Below are 12,113 nucleotides of genomic sequence, written 5' to 3' on the forward strand. Positions count from 1 at the left end.
CCGCCATGGACCTCTCGTGGATGGCCTGGACTTGGCAGACCGCGCTGTTCTTCGCCCTGCTGCTCGCCACGCTGCTGGCCATGACCGTGCTCGCGTTGCGGCGGCCGGAGGTCGAGCGCGTCGGCGCCCTCGGCCTGCCCACGACGCGCGGCGACCGGCTGTTCCTGACGCTGCTCGGCGCGGCCTTCATCCATCTGGGTTGGCTGGCGCTGGCGGGCGACGCCCCGCTGTGGGGAGCCGGCATCCTGTCGCTGACCTGGGGCGCGGCGCTGTTCCGCTGGGCCTGACGCCGCGGCGCCCGACTACCGGGCACCCGGAACCAAGAGGGAGGAAACAAGGGTGAAGGACAGCATTCTCGGCCGGCGCGGCCTGCTCCTCGGCAGCGCCGCGACCATCGCCGCCCCGGCGATCCTGGCGTCGCGCCACACCGCCGGGCAGGGCGCGGACGCGGCCCGGCGCTGGGTGGAGGGGGAGTTCCAGCCCTCCACGCTGCCGCGCGACCAGCAGATGCAGGAGATGGAGTGGTTCGCCCGCGCCGCGCAGCCCTTCCGCGGGCAGGAGATCAACGTGGTGTCGGAGACGATCACCACGCACGAGTACGAGGCGCGCACCCTCGCCCGCGCCTTCTCCGAGATCACCGGCATCCGCCTGCGGCACGACCTGCTGCAAGAGGGCGACGTGGTCGAGAAGATCCAGACCCAGATGCAGTCCGGCCGCAACGTCTACGACGCCTGGGTGAACGACAGCGACCTGATCGGCACGCACTTCCGCTACCAGCAGGCGGTGCCGCTCACCGACTGGATGGCCGGCGAGGGCAAGGAGCAGACGCTGCCCACCCTCGACCTCGACGACTTCATCGGCCGCAGCTTCGGCACCGGGCCGGACGGCAAGCTGTACCAGCTCCCGGACCAGCAATTCGCGAACCTTTACTGGTTCCGCTACGACTGGTTCGCCCGCCCGCAGATCAAGGAGGCCTTCCGGCGCCAGTTCGGCTACGACCTGGGCGTGCCGGTGAACTGGTCGGCCTACGAAGACATCGCCGAGTTCTTCACCAACACGGTGAAGGAGATCGACGGGGTCAAGGTCTACGGCCACATGGACTACGGAAAGAAGGACCCCTCGCTCGGCTGGCGCTTCACCGACGCTTGGCTCTCGATGGCCGGCAACGGCGACCGCGGCATCCCGAACGGCAAGCCCGTGGACGAATGGGGCGTCCGCATGGAGGGCTGCCGCCCGGTCGGCTCCTCCATCGAGCGGGGCGGCAACACCAACGGCCCCGCGGCGGTCTACGCCGTGTCGAAGTACGTCGAGTGGCTGAGGAAGTACGCCCCGCCCGAGGCGGCCGGCATGACCTTCAGCGAGAGCGGCCCGGTGCCCTCGCAGGGCAACATCGCGCAGCAGATGTTCTGGTACACCGCCTTCACCGCCGACATGGTGAAGCCCGGCCTGCCGGTGGTGAATCCGGACGGCACGCCGAAATGGCGCATGGCGCCTTCGCCCAAGGGCGCCTACTGGAAGGACGGCATGAAGCTCGGCTACCAGGACGCGGGCTCCTGGACGCTGCTGAAATCCACGCCGGCCGACCGCCGCCGCGCCGCTTGGCTCTACGCCCAATTCTGCGTGGCGAAGTCCACCAGCCTGAAGAAGAGCCACGTCGGCCTCACCTTCATCCGCGAGAGCGACATCTGGCACCAGTCCTTCACCGAGCGCGCGCCGAAGCTCGGCGGCCTGGTGGAGTTCTACCGCTCGCCGGCACGGGTGCAGTGGACGCCGACGGGGGTGAACATCCCGGACTACCCGCGCCTCGCGCAGCTCTGGTGGCAGAACATCGGCGACGCCTCCTCGGGCGCGAAAACGGCGCAGGCCGCGATGGACTCCCTCGCGGCGGCGCAGGACAGCGTGCTGGAGCGGCTGCAACGCGCGAACGTCCAGGGCGATTGCGGCCCGCGCCTCAACCCGCGCCAGAGCGCCGAGCACTGGTACGCGCAGGCGCAGAAGGACGGCAACATCGCCCCGCAGCGCAAGCTCGCCGACGAGAAGCCGCAAGGCGAGACGGTGGACTACGACCAGCTCATCCGGAGCTGGCCGGCGACGCCGCCGCGGCGTAGCTGAAAAGGGCGGGGCCGCGCAGGTCGCGGCCCCGCCCCTCCCTCCGTTCAAGGACCCGCGCATGCCGCAGCCCGGACACGTCCTCGCCCTCGACCAAGGCACCACCTCCTCCCGCGCCATTGTCTTCCGCACGCCGGACCTGACGGCGGTGGCCACGGCGCAACAGGAGTTCCCGCAGCACTACCCCGCCTCGGGCTGGGTCGAGCACGAGCCGGAGGACCTTTGGCGAAGCTCGCTCGCGGTGATGCGGGAAGCCGTCGCCAAGGCGGGGCTGCGGCCGGCCGACATCGCCGGCATCGGCATCGCCAACCAACGGGAAACGGCGCTGGTGTGGGACCGCCGCACGGGCCGCCCCATCCACCGCGCCATCGTCTGGCAGGACCGCCGCACCGCCGGCGCCTGCGCCGCGCTGCGCGAGGCGGGCCACGCGCCGGCGGTCGCCGCCGCGACAGGCCTGCTGATCGACCCGTACTTCTCCGCGACCAAGATCGCTTGGCTGCTCGACGAGGTGCCCGGGGCGCGGGAAGCGGCCGAGCGCGGCGAACTCGCCTTCGGCACCGTGGACAGCTTCCTGCTCTGGCGCCTGACGGAAGGGCGGGCGCACGCGACGGACGCGACCAACGCCTGCCGCACCATGCTGTTCGACATCCACGCGGGACGCTGGGACCCCGCGATGTGCGAGCTGTTCCGCGTGCCGATGCCCCTGTTGCCGGAGGTCCGGGATTGCGCCGCCGCGTTCGGGACGACGGACGCGCTCGGCGCCCCTCTGCCCGTGCTCGGCATCGCCGGCGACCAGCAGGCGGCGACGGTGGGGCAGGCCTGCTTCCGGCCGGGCATGGTCAAGTCCACCTACGGCACCGGCTGCTTCGCCCTGCTGAACACCGGCGACCGGCCGGTCGTGTCCGGCCACCGGTTGTTGACGACCATCGCCTACCAGCTCGACGGCCGGCGCACCTACGCCCTGGAAGGCGCCATCTTCGTCGCCGGAGCGGCGGTGCAATGGCTCCGCGACGGACTCGGCTTGATCCGCAACGCGGCGGAAAGCGGCGCGCTGGCGGCGCGGTCCGACCCCCGGCAGCGGCTCTACCTGGTGCCGGCCTTCGTCGGCCTGGGCGTGCCGTACTGGGACGCCGAAGCGCGCGGGGCGATCCACGGCCTGACACGCGCCTCCGACCCCGCCGATTTCGCGCGCGCCGCCCTCGAAAGCGTGGGCTACCAAACCCGCGACCTCCTCACCGCCATGCGGTCCGACACGGCCGGCGCGCCGGCGGCGGGGGTCGGACGCGAGGACGCGGTGCTGCGGGTGGACGGCGGCATGGTCGCCTCCGACTGGACCATGCAGTTCCTGGCGGATGTGCTGGACGCACCCGTGGACAGGCCGGTCGTGCGGGAAACCACCGCGCTGGGCGCCGCCTACCTCGCGGGTCTGCAAGCGGCGGTGTGCCCGCAGCCGGACGTCTTCGCGCGGAGTTGGCGCCTCGAGCGGCGCTTCGTGCCGGAAATGCCGGGCGAGGCGCGGGAAGCCGCCTATGCCGGTTGGCGACGGGCGGTCCGGCGCACGTTGTCGGACATCGTTTGAACGCCACGCCGGAGCTCGGCGGAATGCCGGCTGCCGGCCCCGAGCCCGCGGGCGGGGCGGAAGCCGCGGATTGCGCGACGGCGGGAACCGTCGCCAGTATGGCTTCAACCCCGGTCGCCCCGAGGTCCGCCGAGAATCTTCCGGCGTGGGGCGGCTCGGGAAAAGAACCGTCGTACGATGGAGGAGACGGGCGATGACGCTGCGCTTCACGCTGAACGGCCGCGCGGTGGAGGCCGAGCCGGCCGACGCGGAGATGCCCTTGCTGTACCTGCTGCGCGAAGAGCCGTTCGCCTTGAACGGCCCGCGCTTCGGCTGCGGCCTCGCCCAGTGCGGCGCCTGCACCGTGCTGGTGGACGGTCAAGCGGTGCGCTCCTGCTCGGTGCCCGCGCAGTCGGTCGAGGGGCGGGGCGTGACGACGCTGGAAGGCCTCGGCACCGCGGCGAATCCGCACCCGCTCCAGGCCGCCTTCGCCGCCGAGCGCGTGGCCCAGTGCGGCTACTGCACCAACGGCATGATCATGCAGGCGGCCGACCTGCTCGCCCGGAACAAGCGCCCGAGCGAGGCCGAGATCCGGGAGGAGCTGGCCGCGAACCTGTGCCGCTGCGGCACGCACGTCCGGATCGTCCGCGCAGTGGCGCGCGCCGCTTCCACGATGGCCGGCTGAGGAGGGACGCGACGATGAACGCGATCACCGCCGATCCGGCCCTCGCCCGCCGGTCCCTGCTCGCCTCCGGCGCCGGCCTCTTCGTAGCCTTCGCCACGGGCACGGCGCGCGGACAAACGCCGACCGCCGCACCCGGCGCGCCGCCTGGCATGGCGCCGGGCGCACCGGCCGGCCCCGCGCCGACCAACCTGCTCGACCCGCCGCAGGTCGGCGTGGACGGCCTGCTCGCCATCGGCGCCGACGGCCGCTGCCAAGTGCTGACCAGCAAGACCGAATTCGGCCAGGGCATCCGCGCTTCCCTCGCGCAGATCGCGGCGGAGGAGCTGGACCTGCCCTACGCCATGGTCGAGGTGCCCTTCCCCGACACCGACCGTATGCCCGACCACGGCTTGACCGCCGGCAGCTTGACGCTCCAGGTCGTGGGGCCGCGGGTCCGCCGCGCCGCCGCGACCGCCCGCGCCGCCCTGGCCCGCATGGGCGCCGAGCGCCTCGGCGTCGCCCCGGACGCCGTCGAAACCGCGGATGGCACCGTGCGCGTCTCGGCCGAGCCCGCCCGGCGCGTGCCTTACGCCGATTTGGTCGGCGGCAAGCGCTTCGACCTGCCGATCGACCCGAACGCGCGGGTGAAGGACCCTGCGAACTGGCGCGTCGCGGGCCGGGACATCCCGCGCCCCGACGTGCTGGAGAAGGTGACCGGCGGCGGCGACTTCATCCACAACGTCCGGCTGCCGGGGATGCTGCACGCGCGGGTGCTGCACGCGCCGCGCGTGGGCGCCGTGCCGGCGGCCGTGGACGAATCCTCCATCGCCGCCATCCCCGGCGCCCGCGTCCTGCGCAAGAACAACCTCCTCGCCGTGGTGGCGGAGCGCGAGTGGAACGCGGTGCGCGCCGCGCGCGAGCTCAAGGTCGAGTGGAGCGAGGGCAAGCCGATCCCGGCCATGGCCGAAGTGTACGACGCCGCCCGGAAGGCGCCCGTGGCACGGGCCGACACCACCGTGGACCGCGGGGACCCCGCGGCGGCGCTGCCGGCCGCCGCGCGCCGGCTGGAGGCCGAGTACCGCTTCGGCGTGCAAACGCACGGCACCATCGGCCCGTCCTGCGCCGTGGGCCAGTACGAAAACGGCAGGCTCACCCTGCATTCCGGCTCCCAGGCGCCGTTCGACGTCCGCAAGCAAGTCTCCCACATCCTGGGTCTGCCGCCGGAGGCGGTGCGCGTGGTGTACCACCACTCCTCCGGCTGCTTCGGGCGGAACGGCCTGGAGGACGCGACGGCGGAATGCGCGGCGCTGGCCATGGAACTCGCCCCGCGGCCGGTGCGCCTGCAATGGATGCGCCACGACGAACACGGCAGCGAGCCGAAAGGGCCGCCCGTGGTCATGGCCCTGAAGGGCGGCTTGACGCCCCAGGGCCGCATCGCCGTGTGGGAAGCGGAGGGTTGGGTGCCCCACAGCACCATGAACCTGGTGCGCACCACGGCGGCCGAGATGCTGGGGACCGACGACGGGCCGCCCGGCTCGGGCAACTGGCACGCCAACTCCAACCCGCCTTACGACGGCATCCCGGCCGCGCGCACGGTGATGCACAGGATCACGGAAACCCCCTTCCGGCCCTCCTGGATACGCACGCCAGGGCGTTTGCAGAACTGCTTCGCGGTGGAGAGCTTCACCGACGAGTTGGCGGCCGCCGCCGGCAAGGACCCGGTCGCCTTCCGCCTGGAGCACCTGTCCGACCCGCGCGGGCGGGCGGTGATCGAGGCCGCGGCGCAGGCGGCGCAGTGGGACGGCCGCGCCTCGCCGGCCAACACCCAGCAAGGCTCGCCGGTGCGGCGCGGCCGGGGCGCGGCCTACATCCGTTACGACAACACGCGCACCTACGTCGCCTGCGTCATGGCTGCGGAGGTGGACACCCGCTCGGGCCAAGTGCGCGTGACCGACTGCTGGCTGGCGCAGGATTGCGGGCAGGTCATCAACCCGGACGGGGTGCGCCTGCAAGCCGAAGGCTGCGTCATCCAGACCGTGTCGCGCACGCTGGGCGAGGAGATCCGCTGGGAGGGCAACGCGATCACGACGCTCGACTGGGCGTCCTACCCGTTGCTGGCCTTCCCGCAGGTGCCGCGCATCGAGGTGGTGGTCCTGGACCGCCCCGACCAGCCGATGTGGGGCGCCGGCGAGCCGGCGGTGGCGGTGGTCTCCGCCGCGATCGGCAACGCCGTGTTCGACGCGACCGGGGTGCGCTTGCGGGAGGTGCCCTTCACGCCCGACCGGGTGAAGGCCGCCCTCGCCACGGGCTGAAGGTTCGGCACCGCCCGTGTGGGAGGGACGGGCCGCCGGTGCGGGGTGGGCGCAGCAAAAGCGAGGACGAGACGTCGAGCCGGGCCGAGCGGAGCGTCGCGTGAAGCGCTGCCGCGCCGCAGCCGCGGGTGTTGCGGCAGCGGCGCGGGGCGGCCTCCCCGACACGGGGCTTGCTCGGCAATGCCCTCCTGTTGGACGGCGCCCCCTAACCGCTTTACCGCTTTTCCCTCCTTCTGCACGCCAAGTGGGTACGCTGCGCGTTCGCAGCCGCTCCGGGCGCCAAGCGAGACAAGTCCCGACGCGACCCAACCACGTCAGGGCCGACTACGGGCGGCCGAATCCGGTCCGCCCAGCGCATCCATCCGAGCCATCGCGCTGCCGTCGCCGAGCGAAATCGCCTTCTGGTACCAAGCGGTGGCGAGCGCGGGATCGCCGCTTATGCCCCGCGCCCCTATCTCCGCCAAGAAGGCCGGGTCGTAGGTCCTGCCCAAGGCCGAAGCCGCCCGCGCATTCCCCGCCACCGCCGCGCGTTCGTAAAGGAGCCTCGCCGCGGAGATGTCGCGCCGGGCCATCATGGCGTCGCCACGCGAGACGAGGGCTTCGACGAGCGACGGCGGCATGGACACGACGGCCGGGTTGCGGCGCGCCGTGTCCCCGGCCGGCGCCGCCCCGCCGCGTGGTTCCTGCACCGCCGGGCGCGCCACGGGAGTTACGGCGCTCGGTGGCGCGGGCTCCGCGGCGCCGGCCGGGGGCACGGCGGCCGTCTGCGGCACCGGTGTTCCGGGCATCGCGGACGGCTCCATCGGCAGCGCGCCGACGGCAGGCGTGGGAACGGGCGTGGCGCTTTCCCCGTCTGGGGTGGAGCCCCGGACGGCGGGCGTGGCCGCCTCCACCGGGGCGGCCACCGCGCCCGCGACCTCTTCAGGCTCGGCAACGCGCCCCAGCGGCGGAGCATCCGAGCCGCCGGCAGGGTATTCCTGTGTCCGTGCCCCTCGCGGATCGGCCCGTGCCGCATCCCGGGCATCCTCCACCGGGGGTGCCCCAGCGGCCCCGGAAGGTTCGCTGGCCTGTTCTGCGGCTGCTGACGGAGGGGGCGCGTCGTCGGACCCGGTGGCGAGAGCGGCGGCGCCGGAGGGGAGCGGCCCGGTGCCGGTGAGGGCTGGCGTACCCGCCGGCGCGGGCGGATCGTCGGATGCCGTGCTCCGCCGGGCGGGAAGCCCGCCATCCGACTCGAAAGCCGTGCTCGAGGGCTCCTGCACTGCCGCAGCGGTCGGGGAGGCAGTCACCCCCGGCGGGTCCGCCGGGGCAGCGTCCGGGTCGTCGATCGAACCTGCCCCTTCTCCTCCCCGAGCCTCGGGCGGCGTCGCTGCAATCGGGGCGACCTCGGGAGAAGCGGGCGACGCGAGAGCGGGCGCGTCCGGGGGAAAGGCAGGTTCGGTTCGATCCCGGAATCGGCCCGGGAACGGTTGGGGAGTTTCCGCCTCGGTGGCCAATACGCCGGTGTCGCTCCCGGCGGTGGAAGCCTCAGGCGCTGCGGAGGCGGCTGCGGCGCCTGCGCCTCCGGCGACCGCGGGGGGCAGCGCCGCCGCGTCCGCTTGCACGGGCCGCGGCGAGTCCTCATCCAGCGAATCGCGGGCGCCACCAGCCCCGTCCCGCCCGGTCGAAGCCCCCCCGGCCGTGGCGAAAGCCGAAGACTTCGGCGACGGAGCGGGCTTGGCGGACTCGGCGGCCGACCGATCCTCATCAACCCCGGGATCGAACAAGGCCAAGCCGTCCGTTTCCGGCGCGCCCGCGCCGAAGCGCACCGGCATGCGTTCGGCGGGCCAAAGCGCGAAAATCGGACTCGGGGAGGGAAGCCGCGTCTTGTCCGAATCGGACGGCGCACGCCAAGCCTCCGGCACCCCCATAGTCGGCTGGGGGGGCTCCGGCTCGCCGCGATTGGTGCCGCGCGCGTGCGCGACGGCGGGCGATGCTTCGGGCGGCCCCAGGCTTTGCAGAATCAGAGCGCCGCCGCCGAACGCCATCCCAACGACGCCCCAAAAGACGGCGAGTCCACGCAGCCCAGGACTCGGCCGCGGCGCGGGCCGGCCCGCGCCGTCCCCGAAGGCGCCGGTCCGAGCGGCCAACGGGCTCGGGAACGCAGGCTGTGTTTCGGTGAACGCCTGCCCCGGCGCGCACAAGGGCGGTTCCGCCGTGAGCACCCCTTGGACCGCGCCGACCCACGCGTCCCCGCCCGCCAGCGCCAGCGGTCGTTGCAGGTCGAACTCCCGCACCAACAATCCGTTGAGGCCGAAAAGCGAGCGCGACGGTACGCAAAGGTAGACGATGGGCGGATAATCCCCGAACGCCGACCTGAATCGCGCCGCGTCCAGCAATTTCCGCAGTCGGTTCGGGGCACCCGGTGTGGTGGCGCCCGGGAGAAGGTCGAGCAGCGCGATCCCGAGATCCGGATGGAGCAGCGCGTAGCGCACCCGCACTTGGACGCCGTCGTCGCCATCCCCGAGCGCGCAGTCGCGGAGCACGGTCCAGCCCGGGTCCATCTCCGCGACGACCCTGAGCAGCGCTTCGTCGGGGCGGGCGCCGCCCGTGACGGACCGTTGACCGTCAAACAGAGTGTTCATCGGGTACCCCTCTGCCCGCTGGGGCGGATAAGTCTATGGGGCGCGGTAAGCGCTGTACACGATTCCAGCACAGCGAACCGCATTTTTCAGGCGCGTCTCGCCCGACGGAACGGCGGCTTTGGCGGCCTGCACCGGGCTGGCGAAGCGGCTGGCGCCCAAGCGCTCGGGCCGCTCCGCCCGTTCCAGCCTTCAAAGGGCCTCGCCAGGATGGATCTATCGGATCCGTAACGTAGCGCGTCGCGCAGGATGCCGGCCGTCGAGGCCGCCTGCAAAGGTACTGGTCAGGGAAGAAGCCCGGCCTTGGCGATCTTCGTTCTCACCACGCGCTGCCCGAAGGCACTTGTTTGACGCTTCGGTCTCGAGGTGACGACCGGCCAGCCGTCGAAGAGCACTTTGCCATCGATCAGGTCCAGCTTGTGACGGTCCAGGTTGCGCGCCCGCTTGCCTTCATCCCACTCGAAGAGCACGGCGCTTCCCCGTATGCACAACAGTGTAGATTTTCCTGCCGTCAGCCTCGAGTCCGTAGAGCCGGAAGAGCCGGAGGCTTTCGGGGGCGAGCACGGCACCGCGGAGCGAGCATAGACGCTCGACGCCCCTTTGTGTGCACGCAATGCGTCCGCATCGGAAACGCGTCGTGGCCGGACCGGAGCAGAACAAGGAAGCACCGCGGCCTCGGCGGGTGGGCGTGCGCGAATTCCGGGCGGACTTGGCGGGGTTCCTGCGCCAAGCCCGGCAGGGCACCTCGTTCCTGGTCACGTCGCGCGACCAAGTGCTCGCCGAGGTCCGCCCGCCGCCCGTGGCGGAGCGGCCCCGCCGCCGGCCGGGCGCCTTGCGGGGCAAGATCCGGATGGCGCCCGACTTCGACGCGCTCCCGCCGGAGGTGCTGGCGGCCATGGAGGGCGAGGAGGGGTGAGGCTCCTCCTCGACACCCGCGCCCTCCTCTGGTGGCTCGCCGACGACGACCGGCTCGGGCCGCGGGCACGGGCGCTGATCGGGGACCCGGCCAACGACGTCCTCGTCAGCGTGGCGTCGCTCTGGGAAGCCGTCGTGAAGGCGCGGGTCGGGAAGCTGGAGGCGGACATCGGAGCGATCCTGGACGCCGTCGGGCGGGAGGGGTTCGCGCTCCTCGGCATCGGCACCGGGCACCTGTTGGCGCTCGCAGGGCTGCCGGCCCATCTCCGCGACCCCTTCGACCACACCTGCTCATCGCGCAGGCGATCGCGGAGGACGCCGCCTTCGTTTCCGCCGACGGCAACGCTTCCGCCTACCCGGTCCGGGTCGTGGCTTGCTCGGACCCGCCGCCTCTCGCGGAGCGGTGAGGAGGCGGGGCCCGGCCGGGGGGGCGCGCCTACCCTTCCGCCCGCCAACGCGCCGCCATCCAGGCCCGCGCACGGACAGGTCCGCGCGGCGTTCGCACCCGCACCGGCACCAGCCGGTACTGCGCGCCTTCGTAGGCCGCCAGCCGCCGGAGCGCCTCCGGGCCGGCGCGCAGCACCGCACCGGGCGTCGACGCGCCGGGGCGCGGCACCAGCGTCGGGTAAGGCGTGCCGCGCAGGCCGACGCGGGCCCAGCCCTCCAGCCGCGCCGGGCGCATGCGCCGCGCGAGGCGGCGTTCGCCCGATCGGCGCTCCAGGACGCGCGGGTCCAGCAGGGTGCCGTAGAAGAACAGCAGCACGGCGGCGGCGGCGGTCGGCCGCTACTCCACCTGCATGCGCAGTTCGGCCACCAGCGGGCGCACCTTGGCGATTTGGCCGTGCACCGCCGCGGCGAATTCCGCAGGGCTGTTGCCGCCCGGCTCGGCGCCCAGTTCGGCGATGCGGCGGGCGACGTCGGGGTGGCGCGCCGCCGCCGCGATCTCGCGGTGCAGCCGCTCCAGCACCGGCGCCGGCGTCCCGGCGGGGGCGAAGAAGCCGTTCCAGCCCAGCAACTCGGCGTTCGGGAAGCCTTGCTCCCGCGCCGTCGGCACCTCCGGCAGCAGCCCGGCGCGCTTGGCGGCGATGGTCGCCAGGGGCTTCAGCGCGCCGTTGCGGATGTGGCCGATGGAGGAGGGGAGCTGGTCGCCGCCGAAGTGGATGCGACCCGCCAGCATGTCCTGCACCAGGGGCGCGGCGCCGCGGAAGGGCACGTGCTCCATGCGTATGCCGGCGTCGCGCTTCAGGATCTCGCCCACCAGGTTCATGGTGCTGCCCGGGCCGGTGGAGCCGTAGAACAGGTCGGTGCGGGCCTTGGCGTGGGCCACGAACTCCCGGAGGTCGCGCGCCGGGACGGACGGGTGGGCCAGCAGCATCAGCGGCACGTCGGCGCCCATGGTGATGGGGGCGAAGTCGCGCTCGATGGAGTGCGGCGCGCGGCCGGCGAACTCCAGCGCCGCCGTGGTGGTGGAGAAGGTCAGGTTGTGGAACAGCAGGGTGTGGCCGTCGGGCGGCGCCTTGGCCACAGCGTCGGCGCCGATGGACCCGCCCCCTCCGCCGCGGTTCTCCACCACCGCCGATTGGCCGAGCGTCTCCGTCAGCCGCTGCGCGAACAGGCGCGCCAGCAGGTCCGTGGTGCCGCCGGCCGGGAACGGCACGACGATGCGGACGGGGCGGGACGGGAAGGCTTCCTGCGCCCTCGCCGGCGGGCGGCCGGTGGCGAGGGCCCCGCCGACGCCGAGCAGCGCCCCGCCGAAGCGGCGTCGCGTGGTGTCCATCCTGGTCGTCCCTCCCTTCCGCGCCGACGCCTTCCGCGGCGGTTCAGCGCACCGGCGGCAGCGGCGTGCGGTCCACGCCGCCGCGCGGCATCGGCCCGCTGCCGACCGTGCTGCCCGCCACCGGCGGCAGGCCGCCCGCGGCGCCCCCGTCCATGCCCGG

At 73.3% G+C, this 12,113-nt stretch carries 10 protein-coding genes; 6 read left to right on the forward strand and 4 right to left on the reverse strand.

Going from position 1 to position 12,113, the window contains the following annotated elements; genetic code table 11:
- The first annotated feature begins 5 nt into the window (after positions 1–5).
- From ABD067_RS04925 to ABD067_RS04945, 5 genes are all read left to right on the forward strand, one after another.
- Complete coding sequence (locus tag ABD067_RS04925; RefSeq protein WP_343894050.1) at positions 6–287, forward strand: DUF2160 domain-containing protein; 282 nt, start codon at positions 6–8, stop codon at positions 285–287.
- A 52-nt stretch (positions 288–339) separates the two neighbouring features.
- Positions 340–2,112, forward strand: coding sequence for an ABC transporter substrate-binding protein (locus ABD067_RS04930; RefSeq protein ID WP_408871506.1), 1,773 nt, complete (start codon positions 340–342; stop codon positions 2,110–2,112).
- 58 nt (positions 2,113–2,170) lie between these two features.
- Positions 2,171–3,688 (forward strand): glycerol kinase GlpK, encoded by a 1,518-nt coding sequence (glpK, locus tag ABD067_RS04935; RefSeq protein WP_343894051.1) that lies wholly within the window; start codon positions 2,171–2,173, stop codon positions 3,686–3,688.
- A 193-nt stretch (positions 3,689–3,881) separates the two neighbouring features.
- Entirely contained in the window at positions 3,882–4,352 is a 471-nt protein-coding gene (locus ABD067_RS04940; protein ID WP_343894052.1) for a (2Fe-2S)-binding protein, read from the forward strand.
- 14 nt (positions 4,353–4,366) lie between these two features.
- Positions 4,367–6,643 carry a xanthine dehydrogenase family protein molybdopterin-binding subunit gene (locus ABD067_RS04945; protein ID WP_343894053.1) on the forward strand — a complete coding sequence of 759 codons (2,277 nt, stop codon included), beginning with the start codon at positions 4,367–4,369 and terminating at the stop codon, positions 6,641–6,643.
- A 314-nt stretch (positions 6,644–6,957) separates the two neighbouring features.
- Here the strand turns inward: ABD067_RS04945 and ABD067_RS04950 are convergent, their stop codons facing one another.
- Both ABD067_RS04950 and ABD067_RS04955 read right to left on the reverse strand, forming a co-directional pair.
- Complete coding sequence (locus tag ABD067_RS04950; protein WP_343894054.1) at positions 6,958–9,264, reverse strand: hypothetical protein; 2,307 nt, start codon at positions 9,262–9,264, stop codon at positions 6,958–6,960.
- 281 nt (positions 9,265–9,545) lie between these two features.
- The gene (locus ABD067_RS04955) at positions 9,546–9,731 is read right to left on the reverse strand and encodes a BrnT family toxin (RefSeq protein WP_343894055.1); all 186 of its coding nucleotides are present in this window, start codon (positions 9,729–9,731) and stop codon (positions 9,546–9,548) included.
- Positions 9,732–9,898: 167 nt separating this feature from the next.
- Here ABD067_RS04955 and ABD067_RS04960 point away from each other — a divergent pair, with 167 nt between their 5' ends.
- Positions 9,899–10,177: a prevent-host-death protein gene (locus ABD067_RS04960; RefSeq protein WP_408871507.1), complete on the forward strand. Its 279-nt coding sequence runs from the start codon at positions 9,899–9,901 to the stop codon at positions 10,175–10,177.
- Positions 10,178–10,612: 435 nt separating this feature from the next.
- On the opposite strand, the gene ABD067_RS04965 is transcribed toward ABD067_RS04960, so the two are convergent.
- Entirely contained in the window at positions 10,613–10,939 is a 327-nt protein-coding gene (locus tag ABD067_RS04965; RefSeq protein WP_343894057.1) for a gamma-glutamylcyclotransferase family protein, read from the reverse strand.
- Positions 10,940–10,960: 21 nt separating this feature from the next.
- Positions 10,961–11,953 (reverse strand): Bug family tripartite tricarboxylate transporter substrate binding protein, encoded by a 993-nt coding sequence (locus tag ABD067_RS04970; RefSeq protein ID WP_343894058.1) that lies wholly within the window; start codon positions 11,951–11,953, stop codon positions 10,961–10,963.
- Positions 11,954–12,113: the final 160 nt, after the last annotated feature.

Origin of the sequence: Craurococcus roseus (assembly GCF_039523795.1) — a bacterium.
Classification (GTDB): domain Bacteria; phylum Pseudomonadota; class Alphaproteobacteria; order Acetobacterales; family Acetobacteraceae; genus Craurococcus; species Craurococcus roseus.

What these genes read in the sequence shown, in the direction of transcription:
- ABD067_RS04970 (WP_343894058.1), bottom strand. Translation starts at nt 11,953, where the DNA reads ATGGACACCACGCGACGCCGCTTCGGCGGGGCGCTGCTCGGCGTCGGC.
- ABD067_RS04945 (WP_343894053.1), top strand. Translation starts at nt 4,367, where the DNA reads ATGAACGCGATCACCGCCGATCCGGCCCTCGCCCGCCGGTCCCTGCTC.
- ABD067_RS04950 (WP_343894054.1), bottom strand. Translation starts at nt 9,264, where the DNA reads ATGAACACTCTGTTTGACGGTCAACGGTCCGTCACGGGCGGCGCCCGC.
- ABD067_RS04940 (WP_343894052.1), top strand. Translation starts at nt 3,882, where the DNA reads ATGACGCTGCGCTTCACGCTGAACGGCCGCGCGGTGGAGGCCGAGCCG.
- ABD067_RS04925 (WP_343894050.1), top strand. Translation starts at nt 6, where the DNA reads ATGGACCTCTCGTGGATGGCCTGGACTTGGCAGACCGCGCTGTTCTTC.
- glpK (WP_343894051.1), top strand. Translation starts at nt 2,171, where the DNA reads ATGCCGCAGCCCGGACACGTCCTCGCCCTCGACCAAGGCACCACCTCC.